The following is a 23,566-nucleotide window of genomic DNA, read 5'->3' as shown; positions in this document are numbered from 1 at the left end:
AATATGGACACCCCTTATGAGTGAAGCAGAAGCATACAATCACCTACATGAACCAATTGTGCCTTTAGTTAAAACCGGTTCAAAAAAGCAACGCGTAGAATATCTAGACCAACCACTCTGGATTAACCACCATGTCTCAAATGAAATATTAAAGCTACTAAACAATCTGATTAACCGCCCACAAAAACTACGTATGCAAAGCATTCTGCTGATTGCCGAATCCAACATGGGTAAAACCTCTTTGATTAGCCAATTCGCAAAAATGCATTCCGACTACATGGTTGATGATGAAGAACAACAAATCAGTTATGCCGTAAAACCAGTCATTATTGCTGAATCTCCAGCCTCAGCAGATGAAAAAGGGTTGTACATATCCATCCTTGAACAGTTTTGGACAGCATTTAGGCCAACAGATACCAATGCGAAACTAAGGCATCAAGTCATGCATATGATGAGAGAATGCCATGTCAAAATGCTCATCCTTGATGAGCTGCATAACTTGTTAGGCACAACACCTGTCAAACAACGAAAAATGATGAATATCATCAAAAGCCTTAGCAACGAGTTAAAGATTCCAATCGTAGGCGTTGGCACGCATGATGCAGCATTAGTATTAACCACTGACCCTCAACATGCCAGCCGATTTGACACAGTCGTTATTCCTAGATGGGAAATGGATAAGAACTTTCGGGGACTATTAGCTGCTTTCGAAAAACGGCTTCCATTAAAGAAACCATCCCATTTACATAGCAAAGAAAAGGCACCTTTGCTGTTAGCTATATCAGGCGGAAATATTGGAAACCTTCATCGCTTATTGAACGAGTGCTGTATCTATGCCATTGACAACGATGTAGAAGAAATTACGGTAGACATCATTAATCATTTTAAATGGCTAAAGCCGACCGATGGAAAAAGACCTAGAGAACTAATTATGCAAAATGCTTAGTCCTATAAAAGTAACTCCATTCAAGGATGAACTACTCAGCTCATGGATTGTTCGACTGGCTTTAGCAAATGGTACTGACCCATTAAGCCTATCTGGAGCTATTTTTCCTTCCCAAAGAGTCTGGTCAAGAGATTTTGATAAATCTCTTAACGTTGAATTCCTTAAAGCTCTGTCTAACATATCAGGCATTCCTATCTCTGCCCTAACCAAACTCACTCTGGAAAACCATCTATCAAGCATTCTTACCCCCAAGTCTAAAAATAATGCCGTCTGGCCATGGGTAATTCCATTAGCTCACCGAAACAGGGTTCACACGAACGGATTACACTTCTGCCCAGAATGCCTAAGAGAAAAAGATGTTTACTTCAAACGAGACTGGAGAATTTCATGGAACACCTGTTGTACGGATCATGAATTAAATTTTCGGCTTGGATGCCCAAAATGCAATACCGCATTTTCTCCGCATTTGGTCACTTATGACAAACCAGATTTTTGTTGCTGTGTTCATTGTGGTTTGGATTTGCGCGCAGTCGTTCAAAAAGAAGTGGATCCCGAAATAGTTTATTTTCAAGGCCAATTAAACCGATTCCTATCAGACAACACACCAGAATATCCATGGAAAATTAAAAGCAAAACCGAATTCTTTGCAACACTAAACAGTCTTACTTCTTTTATTCAAAAAACGAGATCTTCGCAATCAAAACATTTGTTCCAGTACTTAGATATCAACGATTCCATACTGAATAGCCAAACATCTTTCTCAAATTCAAGCCTCAAAGAACGGCAACTCACGGTGCGATGCTGTTTTAGAATGTTTTCTCTACAACTTGATGAACTCATCAAATTGCTGAAAGATGCAAAAGTGTTCCGAAGTAGTTTAAGACCTACTCTTCACGGCTACTCATCTCAAACAATCAAAACCATAAAGCAACAGCTACCTTCATATAAAACATACGAAAAGCCCAACTATCAAAAATCATCTCAAGAAATACACCCTAGAAGCAAAGATGAAGTCGAAAAACTCATGGATGAAATTAGATGTTTTTTGTAACACCCAACACATATTGCTCAAATTGTTCAAATAAACTCACAAACTGGGATTACCGATACCAAGGGCGGCACTATTGTCGAAAGTGTTATGATCGACTCTTCAGTACCAAAAAATGCTCTAAATGCGGACATAACAAGAAAATACGAAAAGGCCTTTCACCACCTATCTGTAAGAAATGCCTTTTGCAAAATAAACCATGTATTAGGTGTAAAAAAACAGACTATCTACCAGGCAAACTTACTGTGCATGGTTCAGTATGCAAATCCTGCGCGAAGTACTTTCGAGAATACAAACAGTGCAACACATGTTCTCAGTTTAAATACCATGTCTCCAACCGTCGAATCAATGGAAAGAAGGTTGGTCAACTATGCTGTAGTTGCTACAACAAAATCGCATATTGCACTTGCAACAAGTGCCACAAAAAACGTAACCCTTTTTATTATGACTTTGACCAACGAGCTTACTGCAAGCAATGCACTCAAATTAAAAATCGACAATGTACTGACTGCAAAAAAAACATTCCGGCCGGCATAGGTAAAGTGTGTGAAAAATGCAGCTTTAGACGTACTTTAAGTAAGCGGGTTAAATTCTACAAACCGCTCTTGTCAGACTATTTTCAACAGCACTTTCTAGATTTTGCAGAGTGGCTAGTCAAAAGAAGAGGTACTAACTTTGCTGCTACTAGTATTAAGAGATACTTTGAGTACTTTTTCCAGCTGGATCAATTTACTCTTGAAATCAAAAGATTTCCTAGCTATCAACAAATACTGCACCAGTTTAGTGTTAAAAAAACCCGTAAATATTTACTTGTCACTAAATTCTTAGATGAGTTAGAAATCGTTAAATTAAAGCCTGAAGTCAAAGAACAATATTCTCACTTAAATACCATTGAGAAATACATAACCTACTTCGAGGCCGAAACAACTTGGCATTCGTTAATCAATGATTACTATGTATTCTTAAAGCAAAAACACATCACCCTAAAATCATTAAGGCTTGCTTTAACGCCGGCATTTCATCTTTTAAAGAATTGCCAGTACTTCTGCTTTGAAAATCCTACACAAGACATTTTAGACGGGTACCTGTGGGCTTCGCCTGGACAAAAGTCAGCTATAACCGGCTTTGTCCATTTTCTAAACAAAAATCATTCTTGCTCCATTAAACTAGAAGGCATCGACAAAAAAATAAAACTATCCCGCCCGCTAGAAAGTAACAAACACCTAAAACAAAAACTTATTTCTACACTCAGGTTTCCTACCAAATCCGAGCAATACATTCAGACTTTGTTAAAAAGAGCAGTTGAATATCTTCATCTGATTAAAGTGCCAAACTACACAATAATCACTTGCAGTAAAAAAACTTTTCAGACCCAACATTTACATATCGCAGGCCAAAAGCTTTACATCCCTAACGATATTTTTACCTTTATGGATTAACTCTAAATTTAATTTAAAAAAACTCAATAAGATTTGTGCAATATGCTCAAAACAATATTTAAATTTTTAATAAAAACAGAAAATTAGTCGATAAAGACATAGTGAGTTGCAGTACGTTTTTTGTTAAAGTAAAATCCTTCAAATTTTTAATTTTAAAGGTCTAAAAAACTTTGTCGTATAACGAAAAGAATATAGATTTAATAATCCAATATGCCTTATTAACTGCTGGGCAGGGTGATGATTATCTTTCTCGAAGACTGGGACCTATACATTTAATTAAGTATGTATATCTTGCAGACCTTTATTATGCCCAAAAACACAATGGAACCTCATTTACAGGAATTAATTGGCAATTCTTTCACTTTGGGCCATGGTCATTCCAAGTAAACAATAGAATAGATGCTGCGACTTCAGCAATACTAGCTAATAGACACTCATTTGATTCTCACTTTAAAGATGAAGACGTAGTCCGTTGGGAGATATCCGACGATGACTTATTAAAAAGAATGTCTAGAGAGGTTCCTTCTGAAATTACCATCAAATTAAAAAACAATATTAGAAAATATTCTTCTGATACTGAGGGGCTTCTTGGTTTCGTTTATCAAACTGAACCTATGTTAAACACTGCTCCAAATGACTATATCGACTTTTCCATTTACACTGACCAAGATAAGGTTCCTATAGAAAAGGTCATGCTAAGATTTGAACAAATTTCAAATAAAAAAAAGAAAGCTTTTAGTCAGAAAATAAAAGCACTAAAGTTAGCTAGAACATTCGGCAAGAAAAAATTAATTCCGGTCACAATACCAAGGCATGATGAAATTTATAATGATGGAATAAACTGGCTAGATACTTTAGCTGGAGAAGAGTTCCCTACAGGCAGACTAAAAGCTCAGTTTTCTACAGATGTCTGGGGTTCAGATACGAGAAAAGGGAAGCAATGACTTATCCTGATGACTGTATACAAAATCTATCAAACAACTGGTGGATTGATCACCCAGAGAAAAATTTAGTTAGGGGGGCACTAATCAAGGCTTTCATCCCTCATGTAGATCATAGACCATACTCCTTTGAACCCATTGGAAGAACAAACGCTACTGATCACAGTGGGGCTGACATTGTTATTAAGCCCTTATCTGTAGGACAAAAATTTAAAGCTTCCTCTTTACCTGTTGCTGCAATGACAAAACCTGACTCAGAGATTTGGGCTGCATATAGAGCTAAAAGAAGGTATTGTTTGGTTATAGGAAATGCCAATCCAGTAGATATTGATAAAAAACTAACACAAGGCAAGCCAAACCATTCCACCTCTCCAACCGTTTTAGTTTCACCGTATTATGGTGCCTCAAAAAAAGACTCAAGGGCTGGCTATTCAGAAGCATTTGTAGAAAGAGTTAAGCATTGCGAATATCCACAGTTTCAGTGGGATCACCTTCCGATAAAAAATGGGGAATCATCGATTTTAAGACTGGATCACACCCAAGCAATCGGTGCTCACTCAATGTCGTATGAATTTACGGGATACAAACTATCAGATGAAGCTTTGGAAATACTGGATGATCATTTCAGTTGGCTTGTTTATGGAGGAGCACCTGAAAATAGTCTCCTACATGATTTCAGGTCTTTGATAGAAGAAACAATAACTTAAACAATAAATAATAAGTTTTTACTTTGAAATATCTTCCTCGCAACCTAAACTCTATTCCCTAAAAAAGCTCTTTATTCAAATATTGAGACTCAACGCCGTACTCACCATAAAGAGGCCCTCGCAAAATAATGCTATCAACCTTATCAAAAAGTGTCTTATCTTTTAAATAAAGTACTTTTTTTAGTCCCAACTCATCAGTTTGCAACAGTTTTAACCTTTGACTTTTTTCCCCATTTATCAGTAATTCATTAGCCATAATATTTGGTTCTTGATTAGCAACATCGGTTTTTGACTGCCCAACTACAACTAAATATCTACCATAATTAATTATCGATCTTGAGGCATGCAAACTCCCACCATTTAAACCGGACTGAACAAGCAGAACTGCTTTTGCTAGGGCAGCTTGGATACGATCTCTCTCAACAAAATTGGATTTGCCAACATACGAGTTATACCCGTATTCCGTTACTAAAAGTCCATTTGACGAAATAATTTCTTCAGCTAACGCTCTGTTTTCTGCTGGATATATTTTTTCCAAACCATGAGCTAACACTGAAATTGTCTTTCCGCCTCGTTCTAAGCATGATTTATGCGCAATTGTGTCTATCCCTTTCGCGAGCCCACTAGCAATTACCCAGTTATTTTCTACAAACCAATCAGTCACTTTTTTTGCAATATATTTCCCATGTTCGGTAGGAGACCTCGTTCCAATAACAGTGACAATATTTTCTTTTAGGATAGATAAATTTCCTGCACAAAATAATACAGGTGGAGCATCTGACAACTCTTTCAGTGAATCTGGATACACATCATCAAGCTTAGATATAATGTTGTGCCCCATTTCCTCTGCTATACGTATCTGCTCTTTAGCTTTCTCATAAGCCTCTTGCACTTCAGTAGCATCAAATTTACCTTGCCCCAATTTACTGGAAAAAAAAGCGCTTTCTACTGAAATGCCTGCTATCTCAGCCGATAAAGATATCTGATTTAGATACTTTTTCCCAACGCCCTTCAAAAACCGCAATGCGAGGAGGGATTCCGTATTTTTTGAAGCCATATTTACCTATAACTCTCAACATATGAACACGGGTTTGTTTTGTCCCTAAATCCCTCGCACCCAAGAAACACCTTGTTTTCTTTTGAGTTATATTGTTTGGCCATCTTCCTTCCACAACTGGGACAATCTTTAACCTTTATGGACTCTGTGTGACTACACTTATTTTCTGCTTCAAAATAGCCAGTACAACCATAAAAATGAATACCAGATCCATCTTTGCGCTTTCTAACTCGCATCTGCCTGCCGCACTTCGGACAAATAGGAGCGTCTTCATATGTACTAACCGTCTTTGCTAAACATGCTCCGAAGGTAAAACTTACCCCTGCCCCTTCAAGAAGAGAAAATATATGGCTAAATGTAGCGCCAGTTGTAATAACATCGTCAATAATCAGAATAGATTTTCCATTCACCAAACCAATATGCTTTTGTTTTATGCTTAGCGTTTCGTGAAGTGCTCTTTCTCGATTTGCTTTTGCTCCCAAAGTTTTTAAACTCGGTGCACCTTTCGAAAACTCAAATAAATCCTCAATAAAAATCGATTCTGAGCTATTCAATTTAGCAACCCTTTTGAGCATATTTTCAAGCCTAGGATTCTTTTCTTTTTTGGCTGGTACAACTGTAACTATATCAAAAACTTTTCCCGTTCCCCTGAACAAATACAATGGTAATTGCTCTACCACCCTTGCAATTAAATTCACATAATATTGAGGAATAACATATGTCTCACTTTCTTCCTTTGCAACAATATCCTTTGATAACTGATGACTTTCATGTAATTTTGCGGTTAAGGCTGATTTTTGGCTGAAGTACCTTCCAAAGGTAATAAGCTTGATTTTATTTTTTTCAATTGGCACAAGATTACCATCTTCATTTAACGGCATGAAATTCATTTGTTTCTTAGGGAAATCAAACGCCTTGTGCTTCGCTGTTCTATCGGCAATCAGCTTTAATTCTTCATAATCGCTTAAATTATCAATGAGAGTAGAAGAGCTAATAATCACCGCCGGTATTTTTGAAATTGGATTTCTTTTTGCCCATGAAGGGGCCAGGGGTTTTATTCCAGCTTCGTAAGCGGCCACGAAGTCATTATCGTGGTCTCCTATATAGACAGCCCTATCTCCATGCTCAAAACCTAATTTTTCTAAAGCTAACTTAATTCCATTAGGTGATGGTTTCATGCCAACCTGACCAACATCGTCATAGCAAACCACTGCATCAAAAATATCAATCTCATGATACCTTAATAACTTTTCTGCATACCATCTAGGAGAGTTAGTGACCAGTCCTAAAGGTAAACCACGGTCTTTTATTGCTTGAAGCATTCCTTTCACTGGCTTAAATAATACAGATTTATGTATATTTGCATCTAAGCCCTGCCTATCGCCTTTTACTCTATAGTCCTCCAGTGTGCTAGTAGCTACTAAAGTATCATCTAAATCAAATATTACGGCTCCGATGCTTCTCATAAAATTAACCTTATATGCCTTTTAAAAAACCAGACTTTAAATCACTCATCTTCAAAACTTTTCAAATCGCACCATTTAATTATAAAAGTATTTGGGAGCATTAATTTCTTTTCTCCGGGCTCTACTAGGTTATTTCGTACATAATTCTAATGTCCAAAGCTATTAATTTTTAATAAACTTTGACATAACCGAATAGAGTATTGTCGCCATTTTTTTTGAGTAGTAAAAATTTTCATAACGGAGGTGTATTTTTGCAATTCCTCCAGTGAACTTACTAAATTAGTAGCAATTCAGATGCTTCAGCTCTTCATTAACATCAACCTTTAACTGAATAGCCGCTTTAAAAAAAGGTTCGTGATACTCACTAAACAGATTTAATATGCTGGCGTCACTTCCGGAAGCAATAAAAAAGGAATGTTGTTGGTTTTGAAGAAAAGACCTTAGCCTTTTCAAAAATACTTTACCTGGAGTTAATCGCTTTCCAGTTGTAGTAGGTGGCGTCCGAGATACCATAATCCCGACAAACCTCTTTGACCAGCCGTCCGGCTTCGACCTCTTTAAGAATCTTGACGATCTGTGTTTCGCTATAACGTGACTTTTTCATGATGCTCTCCGTTTTGCTCAGTATAAACCGGAGAACTCTAATTTAATATGCCCCTATTTTAAGGGAGGGTTACAATGCTTTATCATTTATTGCAGGGCTGGCCGGAAATCTTTGTGAAGGCCTGTCAAGTCACTAATACGTTTAGCTATATGATTAAAACGCCTTATTTGGAGTTTCCGTATTGGGTGGAGGATGCGTTATTCTTTCGAATTCAAAAGTACAAATATTCTGCTTGTGATAAAGAGAAATCGAATATTGTTAATTTTTTCGATAAGCGATTGCAGAAAAAGATCAGGCCGGAGCAGGTACGGCGATACTTGGCTTATTATTTTGAGGAGAGGAGTCGGGCACTTGATTAAAATATCTAGATGAAACCAACAATAAGGTATTCCACGAAAAGACAAAGACGTACATTTTCTATTAAGTTTAAACATGAAGCAGCCGAACTGGTTTTTGGGAAGGATTGAACATTCTTACTGTTCAATCTATCTTGAATGAAACAACAATATAAAGGGGATCAATCGAGAGTGCTCAGAATCTTCACACCCTCCCATTTAATCATTCGGAGAAACCCAGTCGATGAATTCTTGCTCCTGAAAAACTGGGGAATTCTGCAGTCCTTCGGCTTCCTTGCTCCATCCGTAGTTCTTACATATTGTTGATACTTCTTCGATTTTCTTTTGTGGAGCGGTTTTTTGCTGGCCTGTAACTACCTCTAAGGGATTCATTCGCCAAAGATCAAGAGTGTAGCCCATAGTTTTGACGCTATCGGCCAACCTTGCCGCAATCCTAAACCCTCCTAGGTCAATGTCGCCCCAGTGCAGTATTTTCGTGGGTTCTAACGATCCAAGTATTCGATTGTATGCAGCAAGAAAAGATGGTGTAGGGTTACCAGCAAGATAAACGATCAGCAAATCCTTCGCGTTTTCTGAGCTGTCAGCTGCTTCGTTGAAGCTAGCAAGATTCTCAATGGTAAGAACACGCCGAATACGATCACTTGAACAAATCAGACCTCTAATATTGTCCGGCCTGACGCCTAGATAAGGGTACGCCAGTGGAATGGCCTCCCCATCAATTTGAATTTTGCAACCCGTTGGACCACTCAGAAGCATAGGTTGAGGATGTTTTACCAAACCCAACCTTGCAAAAACATCCTCTTGTTCGCTTTCTGTAGGTTCTCCAAGAAGAAAAGCAAGCTGACGAGAGAGCGCTTCTATCCTTTTACTATCGTGGAATAGTCTGGCGCTCAGCTTCCGGAGCAAAACATCTTGTCCACCTTCAGAAAGTTTCTGCGCCGCATCAATGATATTCATGCTATCGACCAGTTGATTCGCACGCTCGGCTGCCACTCCGGCAGGGGCCTTCCCACGACGCCAGTCATCAACAATCCGGTCAACATTAGGAAGCCCTTCTCTAGCGACAGATTCTATTTTTGCAATGGCCCGCGATGCGACTTCCCAAGGTAATTCTTCACCAAGGATATTCACTACTGCTTTAGGGTCGAGTAGCGTTACTCTAGCAAGCTGGCCTCTATCTCCTGCACCGAGGTCCCAATCTACCGCTATCGCTTTTACCTTTGAGTAGATCTGAAGTCGCGCGTGATACTCCTCTCTATCTGCAAAGCGCTCAAGACGATAGTACTCCTGCAAGCTCGATTTCGTTGCTGGCAAACTCACCGAAAACTTTTCCACTGATGGTTCCAGTGCGCCATCTGCGAAAATAGCACGCGCAGCCTTTTTGATAAGACGACGCATACTCTTATCACATGCATCCCCTCCTGAGCCCAACATCATTGTCCACCATCATTGGAAAGTGCATATTCTGTTGGCTGTTCAAGTCCGAGTTGCTGATACGCACCTTTCATAATTTCAGGGTTCTCGTCAGGCATATCACTTACCATCAGCTTGTTGGCTGCCTCCTTGAACTTGGTCCGTTCCATTTGTAGATCCAAACCTTCTCGATCCAGGTCATAGATAGTCTGAGTTACAGGTGCCAGCTTAGTGCGTTCAAGCTCCGGCCCCGCCATAATGAGCTGCAAGCCAATGCTTTGTAGGAAACGTGCTGTAGCTATAGCGTTGATTGTGTCCATGCCATGAAAAGCCTCATCAAGGCAAATAAGTCCAATACCGCGTTGCTTCCCTTTGTTACTGTGGAGCCGATAAGCCTTTGCAAGAGCTGCGCCCGCAGCAACATACATAGGTGCTATATGTTCACCATTGGATCCCGCCCCTTGCCGGTTACTCATTCGATCGACTCTTTTACCATCGACTAGGATGTCTAAATCAAAAGTATAAAACTGTCGATAATCTAGAACCCCACTTGCGTTACCTGAGTCAGCTGCGGCTTCTACGAGATCGCGAAGTGTTTCATTAATCTCATCGGGATTTTCTGCAAACAAAGAAAAATTGTTGTCGTCTTGAGCAATTTGGTTGATATATCGCACCAATGCTTCATATTGTGGCACAACCTTAGCCGTAAACTTGTAACGTTCTCCGCCAGTGAATGAAGGACAAGACTCAAGTATTTTGTTTCTCTCCCGGCGCTCCAACTCCATTTCTTTGAATCTATCATGGAGAGACATGGCGATGTCCGAGCGCAGCGTTTCCTCAGACGCCTGACGGGCTAGCTCAGCTTCCTCTTCGTACCGATGCAATTCCGTATCAAAAAGCTTCATTTTCTCCTCTAGAACCCAGTCGTAACGTTCATGCCATTCCATATCTGCAACTTGAACATCTAGACGCTCGTCCTGAACATAACGGGCAAGCTCAAGAGAGGCTTTTTCCTCGGCATTCCTCAAGCGAGGAGTGTGATAGTCAAGTTTCCTATCCACCTCTTTAAGTCGCAAATCATAGCTGGTTTCGGCGCGCTCAATCTCGTCTTTCATACTGTCCAGCCACTCTTTATTGACCAAAGCGTTGGTTACAGCTTCATGTTCAGCTTGGCGTATTGCTGGGAACTGTCGTTCCTGTTGCTTTTTCCGTTCCCAACATTGCCCTATTTGCTCTTTTAATCCTGCTGCAAGTCGATCGTGCTCCGTATATTGTTTGTCATACTCTGAATGTTTCGAGACAGCAGTATTAAGAAGAGACTTCAACTCGTCTAGGTGTGAAACATCTAGACTCTTGAGTTTCTGGTTTGCCAGGTTAATCACCTCATTAGCTTCAGCAAGTTTCTCAGTGACACCTTGTCCGTCATCGTTGGCGTTGGTAAAAAGAGCTTGTTCGAGCCCTTCCACACGTTTCCTGTGCTTTTCAAACTGTTCCAGCTCTCCCTGGAGCTCCGATGCATGTCTCGTTAACAGAGATGTGTCCTGGACTTCCTTACCTATACGAAGATCACTAATAGGTGCGATACGGATGGATTTGGTCAAACCTCCCTGACTCAGCATTCCGTCACGGGTAATTGCTCTTGGATGAGTTTCGAGCTCCAGTTCCGTATCGACTAAACGCATGCTTCCGAACTTCTGCCAAACGAAACGGCGCGCCGTTTCGTCATCTGTCTCAAAAACACCCAATGCGAATTCCTCACCTTTAGCGGAAGTGTCAATATTGCGGAGATGAAATGGCTGGATGATTGCCGCACCGCTTACCTGAATGCCACTCTGCCTCGCCTGGCGTAAGAGTTTGACCGCCTCACGGGTATTTCCTTCCGTGATAATCAGAGCATCACGGTCGCCACCTAAATAAGCCTCCAATGCCGGAGCCCAGCTTGGATCCGAAATACGTAGTAACGCCGACAGAGGCTTAGCCTCCATACCGGCGTGATTAAGTATATCTAGTAACCGCGCTGCACCATCATTCAACAAGCGTCCTGTTTGAGCTGCCGCTGAAATCCGACGTCGAATTGCATCACGTTCCTCGGTCAGTTCATTTTGCTTTTTTTGGATCGTAGTCAGATTAGACTGGGAAAAGATGCGAATTTGTGAAAGGTTTCCGTCGTGCTTCCAAATTGATTTGCTCAACGCGCTTCCCGGGTCTTCGCTTCCCCGAGCCTCTACCAACGCATCAACCACTGTACTCATAAGACTGCGAATAGCAGAAAAACTCGGTTCGTCGATCAATTCTCTTAACGAACTGATAAGGCGGTTGGCCCGAGATATCTCCGGATGTTGGTAGGCAGTGATTAGTTCGCGCTGGGAGCTAATCTGATCTTCAAGACGTTGCCGAAGTTGCTCTTTGTGGTCGCTCTCCAAGCGAACCTTCAGTTGGGTAATTTCATCTTGTTTGAGATCTCGCTGTTCCTTCGCATAAGCTGCAAGGCCTTCTGCAGTTTTTATCTGGAATTTGAGTGTATCAATCTGGGTTTCAATATTGTCAATCTTCTCTCCTAACCATTCGACATTGAAGACCGCCTTTATGGCTTCAAGAGTTGCGATTCGACATTCTGCCTGCTGTGCTCTATCAAAGTCAGTAATGATACCTTCAAGCTGTGAAATTCTTGCCTTTGTTCTCATGATCAGATCACGTAAAGCGATAAATTGCTCGACCTGCTTGCGAAACGTCGCAATATCAACTGGATTAGATTCAACGACGTAATCTCGGACAAATTGATCAATCGAATCGACATTCTTCAGAGTCATCGACTTCACAAAAGACGACATAAACTGTCGGGAATTGGGCATTCTTTCGCCATTCAGCGAATATAGCAACTCCTGGACATATTCACTCGACTTATCCGTAAAGATAGGAGTTCGCCCGCTCTTCCGAGCTTGCTCGCGTGCATTTTCTCGAAAGTCTGCAAATGGAATAGGGCGCTGATCACTACCATCATAAACAATACAGTCGTCAGCCTTCAGAGCTATCCCCGGAAGTACAAAAAGGCCTTTAACCTCATGCTCATCAGTTTCTGAATCAGCTTCAATGCAGATTCCAGCAGAAACCCATTCAGTCTCCATATCGTTGCCAAAGACTAAAACGATGTAGGTCCGAGCCTCGTCACGCGCCCGTCCAATCACTTCACTATCTTTCTCTGGATTGCGAAGCATACCAAGGCAGTATCCAGCTAAGCTACGCCGCTGCTTCGCTGATACTGACTGAGTATTAAACCGGATATACTGCTGATTGCCTCCAAGCATAGCGATCTGTATAGCATCAAGTGTCGACGATTTACCTGAGCCATTTGGTCCCAAGAAGGCAGTTGCTCCTTCTACCTCGATATCAACTGCTTCATGGAGATAGAATTGAACCAATGAGATGCGTTTGAGCTGTTTCATAAAGAGCTCTCCTTTTGTTGTTCTTTATCATCCAATCCATCAGGCTCATACAGAAATTCGGCATGTGATTTCAGCATGACGAGAGTTCTCTCGTTGATCAGGCTCTGAATTCCAGGAAGAATCTCTGCAAACCATGCTGCCTCTCCTAAGTTCTCAGTTCTGACCAAGCGAGCTATCCCCCACCTCTTCATCGCGTCCATCATCCCTAGCAGCTCCGATTGGGGCTTCATTGGCAATTCTCGCCCTGTTGATTCCTGGAATGCCGCTTCGAGTTCAGGCAAGCTAACTCCAGCAATGCCTGCGTGAAGTGACCCACTATTCATGTGATGGTCATAAAGTTTTCGCAATACTAAAGCTAACAAAGTGTGCATCAGAGGAATCTTGCTCACCTCGGTGACCGTTGGAACGCAAGCTGCGTATCGCTCTTGAACATTGAGATCAAGCATGCAGCCAAATAGATCCAGCGCTTCTGCAAAGACAATTTCATGTGTCGCCACCAAATCATAATCTGCTCTCTGCTTCGGGTTTGCTTGGTACAATACTTGGTCAACAATCAGGCGTTGCGCCGCTTTTTGAAAATCCCGAACAGTGTAAGCTTCGTCTTGTTCTGCAATACGTTTCCAACTAATAGGCATTGTTTGGACTCCCTTTTTTCCGGCGGCGTATCCTTACTACAGGCGCTTCTAAGTATTCGTTTTCAAAGCGTTCACCTGTGAGCTCAATCTCAATATGTTCGCTGAGTTCCTCAAATAATTTCGGGCGTAAAATACCTTGGCGTGTATTCCTTTGCGTTCGTTCAGCTATCAACCCCAGTCGAGTGAATGCTGCCAAGATGCATAGATCGTTGATGCTACCCACTTCCATAGAACTGCTTTCTAGAACCCCTCCGGGGTCTACGTGATGGTCAATGTACTGAATAATCCGCGTTTCGGAAACTTCCCGGTTGCCATTCATAATTTGGCGGACCAAACGTCGAACTCTTTCCTCTGGTGATAACTGACGTTTCTGGATGACTGCTCCTTTGCGTTTTTTCGGCTTCTTGGTCGGCATCTTCAATGCTCCCTCACTCAAGAGCCTTCCTTGCGACCAGCCTATCGGTAAAGATAAAGGTTCGTCGTTAGGCCAAGAATCAGCAGCCCGCACAACTGCTTTTATGACCTGATCGGTCTTAATATCGAAATTACCCTGAGAACGTACTTTATACTGGAGATAGCCAAGGGCTTGGTCATTTGCGCGGGTTACTGCATCTTTCAGACGTGCGAGCAATCGGTCGACTTCGCGCAATGCCAATACGCGAGAAGTATCACTTTCAATCCATGCATCCGCTTCCTCGTTAGAGCGGCAACGTAGGTTTTTGCGATACCATCGACGCAATTGCTCCCGACTTTCTGGTTCTTCGGTAATTCGGGAAGCGAGATCAACGATATCCCAGCGTGATGCGAGTGGATGATTACGGGAAAAGAGGTCTGAATAATCTCCGATATAGAGACTAGAGATGTAATCTCCAAAGAATTTCTCTAGGAATAGGTTTGCTGATTCCTGGGTACGCAAATATTCGCTGGCCTCGCGAACCCGCATGCGAGTGGTGTTCAACATTTGAAGAAGCGCAGAGCATTCTTTGGCAGCAACTTGAAATACAGCAGCGTTCTTTTCAGGGTCTGCCTTTACCTGCAGCAAGTTATTCCGGACCGATTGCACACGCCCACCAATAAACTCGGGTCCTTGCTCAGCAAATGTTTTGAGCAACTCAAAGAGGCTTTGGACAGTTGGGCGCATAATCACAAATTGTGTAAAACCAACTCGATCAATGGTAAGCCAACCACTATCCAGAAAGCTTGAAAGAGCATCATGTGCGCGTACGTTTACAGGAGCCCCTCGTTGCTCAAAATTAGTTTCATGCTCATCATCCCATCGAACTAAAAATCGCTCAATCGAAGCCACCACGCGTTTTTGTGACCAGCCTTCACCTTCCGGTGGGTCAGCCTCAGGGGCAAAAAAATCGTTATACAGGTGATTTAGAAGCGACCAATTGCGACGCGCGTGCTCATGAGCCCCAAGCGGTCTGAAAATGTGCTCCGGTAAACGATCAAACAAGTTGTCCGGTTCTTCAGGCATTGTTCACCTAATCCATCTAGACTATTAGTTAACATTAATGTTAAATTAACACTTATGTTAATAGAAATCCAGTAGAGAGTTATGACATTGGGCAACCGAACGCGACTGCAGTTTGAGTTCATAGAGATGTTACTAGCATACGAAGGCGAGATAACTAATCAACGCCTTAGAGAAAAGTTTGGCGTAACCAGCGTGCAGGCCTCACGGGTATTGGCTTCCTATCGGGATGCATTCCCGTACAATACGAAAACGCTAAAAGGGCAGGGCCGTGGGCGCTATGTTCCCACGGCTCGATTCAAGCCTGAAATCGCCGATCTTACTATCGAAGCCTATTTTCGGTCGGTGAAGGACCAAGTAACTCATGTCAAAGTTGAGGACACCCAGAGAGACTTTACCAACGTTGATCCCGCCTTATTTCGAGTAATTCATTCAGCTATGGATCAGTGTTCAGCTACCAGAATTTTCTACAGGTCTATGAATAATCCAGAGGGCATTGAACGCGTCGTCCATCCCAAGGCTTTTGTCTTCGCTGGGAGAAGATGGCATGTAAGGGGGTTCGATGAACTCACCGAACAGCACCGCGATTTCAATCTTGCTCGAATATCGCATGCGGGGTCAGCTTCTAAGGGTGTAGACACCCCTACTGATGTCGAATGGGAAGAAAAGGTCCAACTTGAGTTTCGACCACATCCATCATTGACCGAGGGACAAGAAAAACTGATTCGAGATGAGTTGTTCAAAGGCACCGTTGGGAGGCGTATTACAACTCGGCGTGCCTTAATAAGATATGTCTTGAGAGACTTAGAAGCTGCGGAAAACCCTGAAACTCAACACCCACCAGAGTTTCAAATTTATCTATTCCGAACAAAATCACTGCGAAAGGAGCAGTGAGTGAGAGCTGTATGCCCAATATGTTGCGATCCAAATCCATAATCTATTATGGATTATTCACAAGGATCAAATAACCTAGTAAACCAAACTATGAAAGAATCCAAACTTATATCTTGGCTCTGAATCGTAAACATAATAATTACAGTGACAAGAATAAACCAGATTGATTTCATTACAATTTTAAGCAATTTTTTTTGTTTGATATATCGACACTCAAGGTCATTAAAAACCTTATCAAGCTGATTCGAAAGTGAATCATCATACTTCTTTTTAAACTGCTCTCTGGTGTGTTGCAGTTCGGTATGCAAATACTCAAGGATGGAGCGTTGATTGGAAACTAACATCCGCATGAAGCCAAAAAATATCAGTCCGGCAATTAATACTGCAACATTCTTAAGGGATAATCCTGTTTTTTGAAGTTGGCTCGCTATAAGAATTACCGCAACAGGTATTGTTAATAATTGATTTTGTATATTTGATAAGGTATCGCTAAACTTACTGACGAATTCAATCTTTTTTTCATGCAACTCATCCATGACGCTTTCTACAGAGAACTCGGATACATAAACCTTATAATTTTCAAGATAGCGGTCATAAATCTGATCAAACTGGTTTATAAGTTTTTTAAAACGGCCTTTCTTTTGCGTTCGTGATAATTGATCCAATAACACTTTTTTGAAAATTGCTTTTCTCTGCTCTAGATGCAATTTATCCGAAAGGTGATTTTTAAATTCATCTACCTCGCTTAGCTCTGTTAAATCTTCAACATCGTATTCAATAGTGATTTCTAACTTTTCACCCTGAAGAAAAATGAGTGAGTTAGTGCTAGTATGGTCAGCAATACTCTTAAGCACATCAATTAAATCAATTAACGCCAAATAATTTTTGACTTGTTGATCACCACATTGATCTACTTCATCAGGAAAAAACAAACCTTTATCTTGTAAATACCAACAACTGGGCTGCTTTTCTTGTGAAAAGTCTTTAGCCAATAAATCATTAATATTTTGAGCAAAAAAGCAGTCCTGTCTTTTAGGCAGTTGAATAGATATTTCTGGGCAACGACTTAGTGAACCAAATGAATAACGATCCGAATTAATAGCAATGAGCGCCTGGATTTTCTTATCATTTTCGGGCGAATTTGAAACCTCACCTTCTACATAATCGTTTTCATATTCTGGGTTTTGCATACAAGCGATAACATCAAGAATCGCCTTGATTTCATCTTTACAAGTTACCTGTATGCTTGACTCAGACATAATTTATTTAGTTGGCTTCAGTGAGTTCTTTGATTTTTTCTGGGGAGAGTTTAACACGAATAAATTCCTCGCCCTCAGTATGAGTTACAGACTTACCTAAATCGCTTGCATTAAATGACAAGGCAATTGTTCCATCTCTTATGGTACGTCTCTTCAAACCTCTGTAGGCACTTTTGTTAGGTTTAAAGCCGTCAGATAATTCAATTTCTTGAGCATACATGTAAGAGGTAAACCTATCAGGAGTTTCCGGATCTAGTCTAGTTGCTAGGTCATGGACTTTAAAAACGCCATTCGATTTATAAATTTCTTCCATATAGTTATGCGTAATTTCCAATATCTCAAGCTTGCGCTCTTCACTTAGGGGACCAAACTTTGCATAAGCCTTACATGCGCTCACGACTTCTTGAGTGAGTTGATTTTCCTCTTCGAATTCATCACACCCAATAAACTCTCTAAAATAGCGACTAAAGCTTCTGTCTGCATTTTGTCGTTTTTTCGCAAATGAAAGATAACGACCTTCATTTCCTAAGTGCCACTTAGTGGTATCAATACGAGCCATTTCATGCAAATGTTCTAAATCAATATGCGGCTGATTATCCAAATCCAGATTATCATCAAAGATAAACCCGTCTTTGTCTTTAAGTGATACAACTAAAACAATTTTGCTTTGGCGGTGTTCGTATTCAATAAATAAGATATATCCACCAGTCGCTAGGCCCTCACCATCAATTCTGGACTTTAATAAATCCATAGCAGAGAAGGTAAACGCAATAAAATCAGTGTCAACTTCCTCACTCTGAAAATCTGACAGTAATTTGCTAAATGGATAGCTGACATTATCACTGTAAAACTTGCCATAACCTCGCCCGGTTTTTTCATTATACAAAGTGATAATGTAGCCAACTAACTGCTCGAGGTTTTCGTTTACCTCGAGCGGCGTTTGGCGAGGAAGAACATTTGACTCTTGATGAAGCTCTTTTTGTAACTTATGAACAATCGCGTGATTTATTTGCATACTCAACCCTAATTTATTACTAATTCGCACCAATCAACCTTAGCTCCACCGTCATTACCTTACAGCAAAACCATTCAAAATAAGACTTTCTCCCAAGTCTCAAACCATCAAACCGATACATCCATAAGGATGCGAAAATATTTTCCCCTGTCAATATTTTGTAATTGAATTATTTTGGCACCCCGAATCAGCTGAACAATGTGCCGTTTAGCTTTTCTTGCCAACTCTTTTTCTTTCTAACATTTACCTCGAAGTTCTGGTGTATCAATACCTTTAACCCGAATAGGAATCCTTTACCCAATAATCGCCAGCCAATCATTGATATTGACTCGAAAAGTATCACCGTCATAAATGCTAGTTACCTCATCTACAACAACAGCGCCGAAATTCCGGTCATCGGCAACAGATATACCAAATACTCCCAAGCTCAAAACAACCAAAGCAAAGAAATACCTAAATAATCCAAACATATCAACTCCTTTCTTTCCAGCAACCAATGACTTCTATGGAACTTCGACACAATAGAAATTCCATATTTTAAAGTTTGAAGGCAACACTTTTCCCATGCCTGTTATGAATCAGCAATTCGGTTTCCTGATTTTGGCTGCTTTCTCTAGCATGAAACTCCGCTTCCTTTTTGGTATCAAAATGCGCAGAAAACCTCTCCGAGCCAGACTAGCGAATGTCCCTCTTTATTGGGTGCCACATGTGTGCTTTTCCGTTTGCTTGAATTATTAATCTACACGCCTATCAAATAAATCAATCAGAAGATCAAGCATTTCCGAATTCTCATAATAAACTCCCTTGGAAGCATAGTAATCACCCGTAGTTGTTTCCAATATCTGACAATTAACCTTAAAGTACCCATTCTGATAATCCGAGATAAGAGTAAACCCTTTATAAATATCCCGACCGTCCGCGACACAACGCTCGGTAGCGACTAGAGCCATATCACCGCCAAATAGGATTTTTTCTTTAGGTGACTCAGCATCCGTAACACCACTGGTTGCAATCAAAGCTGCGATAGCAATCTCTTTAGCCGGCATCAAACCACCCTCTAATCATTTTTAAGCATCCTCATCGTCTTTAAACACCCCATCAATAGCACGATGCAACCGATCCACAAAGCTATCATTATCGCTTTCGGTATGCTTCATACTAGTCACAACAAAGTCCTCTAGGATCCCATCTTTAATCTTAGAACCTGAAGAATCTGCTATTTCAAACATCAACGACCTGGCACCGCCGAAATAATCAAGACCCTCATATTGATCTGCTCTAAAAAGAAACAACGAAAAGCTGACCCCTCCTTTGCCTTCAATCTCCAACAAGTAAACCGTTTGGCCACTTTGATTCGAGATTGCTAAAAACAAGGTTCTCCGATTTCTTTCTCCAACCATATTCCAATCATATCGAGCATTTTTACCTGTCGGCCGCTCAAAACTGTAAAGCCCAAAAGGTAAGGTATCATCGACACAATTGACAGGTAACGCCTCAGCAAACCAACCAGTCTCCTTTTCAAGAACAGTTGCCACTGCATTTGATACCGTGACTAACCTTTCTGAAATCGGGATCGGTTCAGAATCTATCGCTCTGTTATTCCAAGGCTGAAGATCGTTATCTTTTCGGTAGTCGCCAGGCAAAGTACTTCCATCATCTGAATTGGATTCTTTTTCCTGCTGATAATGGCGTTGCTTTTCCTTTTCAGATACCTTCTCGACCTTTTCAACCAGAACATCCTCTAGGTGGCTGAACCGCTGCATCATGAACTTCAACTCTTCAGGAGCAATACCATCGGTCGGCCTTTCGCCCTCGGTATAGTTTGGTGGCCTAGGCTCACTATCTTCATCACGTTTTCTTCTTGGCTTTGATGGCTTCGGATCTTCATCCTCATTAACCTCTCCACTGGATTGATAAGAATCAACCGATTCAATTCTGATTTTCTTGAAAGGTAGTGGGTGATCGCAATCCTCGATAGTTCTGACCATATATTCTGTGAATTCCGTTTCACCATCTTTTCGTGGTAGCCACTGCCCCAGAACTTCAAGATTGGTTGCTCCGGAGAATGGAAGACTTGTTCTTGGGCAGACTTCTGGAATTATGTCGCCATCCTTAGTTTTAAAATTTGTTTTTGCATGTACCAGAGAAGCGTAGATATAGCTCATTGCATTCATTGCGACTTCATCAGCCAAACCGCGGGCAATCATGAAAGCATCCGAATCGAAACAATTCCTTTTTAACCAAATATAAACACTTTCGTCAGCTTCATCGAACTCATATTTAAAGAAAAGTCTATTGGCTTCACCAGAGTTATTAAAGCTTTTCAGCGCACCATTAAACAACTCTCTCGTGAAATAGGTTGAACCCGAAAAATAATAACGGATGATTTCAGTCGAAGGGATCAAAACAGTGATCGTCTTGTCCTTGACTTTTGAATTGGGAAATTTCAGAAACTGGACATTTTTTCTACCATAGAGGAAGGGCATTTTAGTTCCAAGTTTACTTTCACTATAAGAAGAAACCATGCTTGCTTCAGATTGATTGATGCAGACATTGGTTAATTCAGTCGACTCCCACATTGAGGCGCCATTTATCCAGACGGTGCCAGGTTTTAAAAAAATCAGATTAGTTACATCAACATCAATGGCCAGGTTGGCTGTTTTGTCGATGTAGCAAGACTTGAAAATGTCTTTAGCTGGAATGGATCTTATTTTGTCGAGCGACTGATATTCACTGGAATAACAAGAGAAATTAACAATGACTGACTGGAAGGGCATCGTAGGGTCGTAAGCTTTTTCGAATGAAACACCCCTAATAATATCAAGCCGATAAAACTTGTCAGGTTGACACTGTTCTGCAAAATTTTTAAGAGTAAAAGCCCCCGCCACTCAAACTTTCTCCTTTACCTAAAACACCCTTATCAACAGGCAAAAAGCGTTTCGCAAGCAAAACGCTTGCGCCAATACAAGTAAATTGCTTGCGTTCAATACAAGCAAACTGCTTGCATTCAATACAAGTAAATTGCTTGTATTTAGAAAAATCATAACAGGATATTGTTTTCAAATCGCTTTATAAACAGGCCTTCACCTAAAAATGTATCACATCAATTAGCACACAAGAAAAACAGTTAAGGATCAAAAGAGAGTCTATAGAATTTTTTTCGAACGAAAAGATACTCTAAACAAAGGGGCTGGAGGTATACGTTGAAAGCGATTACATGGTCGATTAATCAAGAAACGGTCGAAGACCAGAAAGGAAACAATCGATATTCACTTTGAAGAAATTTTAAAGCAATAACGGGATACCTGAACTATTAGCTAGCCAAAGTGAACTATTACTTTTAATAGAGATATCGGCAAGCGATTATCGTTATCTGGTTATCATCAACCGCATAAACAAGTCTATTCGATTCGTCTATGCGTCTTGACCAAAAGCCAGAGAGATTTTCTTTTAATGGTTCAGGCTTACACCGTAATTCATAAAATCAACATAATATATTGTTTTTATTATGATTTAGTTAACATTCTTATATCTTACTATGTAGTGATTGTATAAACATATAGTGTAAATATGTTTAGAAAACTAAACTTAGTAAACATATTCTTACTATATAGTGATTATATAAACATATTGCTCAGATGTGTTTATATATTTTAATTTTATAAACATAAAATTAAAATATGTTTACAAAACATAAAAATATAAACATAATAACCTCACCAATATACTAAACACCTAAATGCTGAGGTACAAAATATGGCTTGGAACCCTGAAATTCCATATAACGATATCCCTACATTGCCTGTAGTAACACACGATATAGAAACTAAGGCCATTCTAAAAAAAGTAACGTCTGCCAGAACTGCTTTAGCACAGTTAAACCAATCCGCTAAACAAATGCCAAACCAGCCGGTTCTAATCAATACCCTGCCTCTATTAGAAGCTCAGTCCTCTTCTGAAATAGAAAATATTGTAACTACGAAAGATAGCCTATTCCAATTCTCAGACAACTATAACAGCGCTGACCCGGCAACCAAGGAAGCTCTGAGATATAGAACAGCATTATTTCAGGGTTATGAAAATATAAATGAAAGGCCTCTCACTGCAAATACTGCAATGAAAATTTGTAGCATCATAAAAGATCAAGACATGGGGGTTAGAAAACTGCCTGGTACGGTTTTAGCAAATAACCGAACAGGAGAAACCATTTATACACCTCCAGAAGGCGAAGCTGTAATACGAGAGCTACTATCAAACTGGGAGAAGTTTATACATTCAGACATAGACTTAGATCCATTGATAAAACTGGCGATTTCGCACTACCAGTTCGAAGCAATTCACCCTTTTAGTGATGGAAATGGTCGTTCAGGAAGGGTCATAAACAGTTTATTCTTGCTACAAGAAAAACTCATTGATTTACCAATTTTATACCTAAGTAGGTACATAATTGAGCACAAAGACGACTACTACAGGTTATTACTATCTGTTACTAAAGACCACAACTGGGAAGAATGGATTTTATTCATGCTTGGTGCCGTAGAAGACACCTCTAATTGGACTCTAGAAAAAATCAATGCAATCGATAAATTAATGTTGCACACAAAGAAATATATAAAAGCTCAAATGCCAAAACAATATAGCTATGAACTTCTAGAGATTCTGTTCAACCAGCCATATTGCAGAATACAAAACCTCATAGATGCCGAAATCGCACAAAGACAAACAGCATCAAACTACTTACAAGAACTTTGCAAAATTGGTGTCTTGCAAGAAATAAACATGGGGAGAGACAAGTTATTTTTACACCCAAAACTACTTAGATTATTAACTCAAGAATCTAACGATTTCCCACTATATTTTTAATAT

At 40.4% G+C, this 23,566-nt stretch carries 20 protein-coding genes and 3 pseudogenes; 9 read left to right on the top strand and 14 right to left on the bottom strand.

Annotation, left to right across the window (positions count from 1 at the left end):
• Window positions 1–16: 16 nt before the first annotated feature.
• From EPV75_RS01540 to EPV75_RS01515, 6 genes are all read left to right on the top strand, one after another.
• A complete protein-coding gene (locus tag EPV75_RS01540; RefSeq protein WP_225972363.1) occupies window positions 17–946 on the top strand; it encodes a TniB family NTP-binding protein in 930 nt (309 codons plus the stop codon).
• Complete coding sequence (locus EPV75_RS01535; RefSeq protein ID WP_128384248.1) at window positions 939–1,997, top strand: TniQ family protein; 1,059 nt, start codon at window positions 939–941, stop codon at window positions 1,995–1,997. Before EPV75_RS01540 ends, EPV75_RS01535 begins: the two co-directional genes overlap by 8 nt.
• An 87-nt stretch (window positions 1,998–2,084) precedes the next feature.
• The gene (locus EPV75_RS01530) at window positions 2,085–2,531 is read left to right on the top strand and encodes a hypothetical protein (RefSeq protein ID WP_128384247.1); all 447 of its coding nucleotides are present in this window, start codon (window positions 2,085–2,087) and stop codon (window positions 2,529–2,531) included.
• Between the two features lie 68 nt (window positions 2,532–2,599).
• Window positions 2,600–3,433: a hypothetical protein gene (locus EPV75_RS01525; protein WP_128384246.1), complete on the top strand. Its 834-nt coding sequence runs from the start codon at window positions 2,600–2,602 to the stop codon at window positions 3,431–3,433.
• Between the two features lie 170 nt (window positions 3,434–3,603).
• Complete coding sequence (locus EPV75_RS01520) at window positions 3,604–4,377, top strand: hypothetical protein (RefSeq protein WP_128384245.1); 774 nt, start codon at window positions 3,604–3,606, stop codon at window positions 4,375–4,377.
• Entirely contained in the window at window positions 4,374–5,081 is a 708-nt protein-coding gene (locus EPV75_RS01515; protein ID WP_128384244.1) for a hypothetical protein, read from the top strand. The genes EPV75_RS01520 and EPV75_RS01515 overlap by 4 nt, the downstream gene beginning before the upstream one ends.
• A 58-nt stretch (window positions 5,082–5,139) precedes the next feature.
• Here the strand turns inward: EPV75_RS01515 and EPV75_RS01510 are convergent, their stop codons facing one another.
• The 3 genes and pseudogenes from EPV75_RS01510 to EPV75_RS01500 form a co-directional block, all read right to left on the bottom strand.
• On the bottom strand, window positions 5,140–6,138 hold the full coding sequence (locus tag EPV75_RS01510) for a DNA-processing protein DprA (RefSeq protein WP_128384243.1): 999 nt from the start codon (window positions 6,136–6,138) through the stop codon (window positions 5,140–5,142).
• 2 nt (window positions 6,139–6,140) lie between these two features.
• Entirely contained in the window at window positions 6,141–7,604 is a 1,464-nt protein-coding gene (locus EPV75_RS01505; protein WP_128384242.1) for an HAD-IA family hydrolase, read from the bottom strand.
• A 475-nt stretch (window positions 7,605–8,079) separates the two neighbouring features.
• Window positions 8,080–8,208: pseudogene (locus EPV75_RS01500) on the bottom strand (transposase); the annotation flags it as partial.
• 74 nt (window positions 8,209–8,282) lie between these two features.
• Here EPV75_RS01500 and EPV75_RS01495 point away from each other — a divergent pair.
• The gene (locus EPV75_RS01495; protein ID WP_128384241.1) at window positions 8,283–8,567 is read left to right on the top strand and encodes a hypothetical protein; all 285 of its coding nucleotides are present in this window, start codon (window positions 8,283–8,285) and stop codon (window positions 8,565–8,567) included.
• Window positions 8,568–8,762: 195 nt separating this feature from the next.
• Here EPV75_RS01495 and EPV75_RS01490 read toward each other — a convergent pair whose 3' ends face one another.
• From EPV75_RS01490 to EPV75_RS01475, 4 genes are read right to left on the bottom strand one after another with little or no spacing between them, the layout of a single operon-like run.
• Window positions 8,763–9,962: a Wadjet anti-phage system protein JetD domain-containing protein gene (locus EPV75_RS01490; RefSeq protein ID WP_225972362.1), complete on the bottom strand. Its 1,200-nt coding sequence runs from the start codon at window positions 9,960–9,962 to the stop codon at window positions 8,763–8,765.
• Window positions 9,963–9,997: 35 nt separating this feature from the next.
• Window positions 9,998–13,420, bottom strand: coding sequence for an SbcC/MukB-like Walker B domain-containing protein (locus tag EPV75_RS01485; protein WP_128384240.1), 3,423 nt, complete (start codon window positions 13,418–13,420; stop codon window positions 9,998–10,000).
• Window positions 13,417–14,055: a DUF4194 domain-containing protein gene (locus tag EPV75_RS01480; RefSeq protein WP_128384239.1), complete on the bottom strand. Its 639-nt coding sequence runs from the start codon at window positions 14,053–14,055 to the stop codon at window positions 13,417–13,419. Before EPV75_RS01480 ends, EPV75_RS01485 begins: the two co-directional genes overlap by 4 nt.
• Window positions 14,045–15,535: a Wadjet anti-phage system protein JetA family protein gene (locus EPV75_RS01475; RefSeq protein ID WP_128384238.1), complete on the bottom strand. Its 1,491-nt coding sequence runs from the start codon at window positions 15,533–15,535 to the stop codon at window positions 14,045–14,047. Before EPV75_RS01475 ends, EPV75_RS01480 begins: the two co-directional genes overlap by 11 nt.
• 81 nt (window positions 15,536–15,616) lie before the next feature.
• On the opposite strand from EPV75_RS01475, the gene EPV75_RS01470 reads away from it, so the two are divergent.
• Window positions 15,617–16,426 carry a WYL domain-containing protein gene (locus tag EPV75_RS01470; RefSeq protein WP_128384237.1) on the top strand — a complete coding sequence of 270 codons (810 nt, stop codon included), beginning with the start codon at window positions 15,617–15,619 and terminating at the stop codon, window positions 16,424–16,426.
• Window positions 16,427–16,479: 53 nt separating this feature from the next.
• On the opposite strand, the gene EPV75_RS01465 is transcribed toward EPV75_RS01470, so the two are convergent.
• The 7 genes and pseudogenes from EPV75_RS01465 to EPV75_RS01440 form a co-directional block, all read right to left on the bottom strand.
• Window positions 16,480–17,685, bottom strand: a complete 1,206-nt coding sequence (locus EPV75_RS01465; protein WP_128384236.1) for a hypothetical protein — start codon at window positions 17,683–17,685, stop codon at window positions 16,480–16,482.
• Window positions 17,686–17,692: 7 nt separating this feature from the next.
• Window positions 17,693–18,700, bottom strand: coding sequence for a nucleoid-associated protein (locus EPV75_RS01460; protein ID WP_128384235.1), 1,008 nt, complete (start codon window positions 18,698–18,700; stop codon window positions 17,693–17,695).
• 293 nt (window positions 18,701–18,993) lie between these two features.
• Complete coding sequence (locus EPV75_RS12200) at window positions 18,994–19,170, bottom strand: hypothetical protein (protein WP_192894012.1); 177 nt, start codon at window positions 19,168–19,170, stop codon at window positions 18,994–18,996.
• Between the two features lie 67 nt (window positions 19,171–19,237).
• A pseudogene (locus EPV75_RS12420) lies at window positions 19,238–19,360 on the bottom strand (DUF2188 domain-containing protein); the annotation flags it as partial.
• Between the two features lie 74 nt (window positions 19,361–19,434).
• Entirely contained in the window at window positions 19,435–19,746 is a 312-nt protein-coding gene (locus tag EPV75_RS01450) for a hypothetical protein (RefSeq protein WP_128384234.1), read from the bottom strand.
• Window positions 19,747–19,767: 21 nt separating this feature from the next.
• On the bottom strand, window positions 19,768–21,588 hold the full coding sequence (locus tag EPV75_RS01445; RefSeq protein ID WP_128384233.1) for a hypothetical protein: 1,821 nt from the start codon (window positions 21,586–21,588) through the stop codon (window positions 19,768–19,770).
• 452 nt (window positions 21,589–22,040) lie between these two features.
• A pseudogene (locus EPV75_RS01440) lies at window positions 22,041–22,169 on the bottom strand (Txe/YoeB family addiction module toxin); the annotation flags it as partial.
• A 287-nt stretch (window positions 22,170–22,456) separates the two neighbouring features.
• On the opposite strand from EPV75_RS01440, the gene fic reads away from it, so the two are divergent.
• Window positions 22,457–23,563, top strand: a complete 1,107-nt coding sequence (gene fic, locus EPV75_RS01435) for a protein adenylyltransferase Fic (protein WP_128384232.1) — start codon at window positions 22,457–22,459, stop codon at window positions 23,561–23,563.
• Window positions 23,564–23,566 lie beyond the last annotated feature (3 nt).

The sequence above is a fragment of the Hydrogenovibrio thermophilus genome (assembly GCF_004028275.1).
In the GTDB taxonomy this organism is placed as follows: Bacteria; Pseudomonadota; Gammaproteobacteria; order Thiomicrospirales; family Thiomicrospiraceae; genus Hydrogenovibrio; species Hydrogenovibrio thermophilus.
This window is presented reverse-complemented; position numbering and strand designations above follow the sequence as displayed.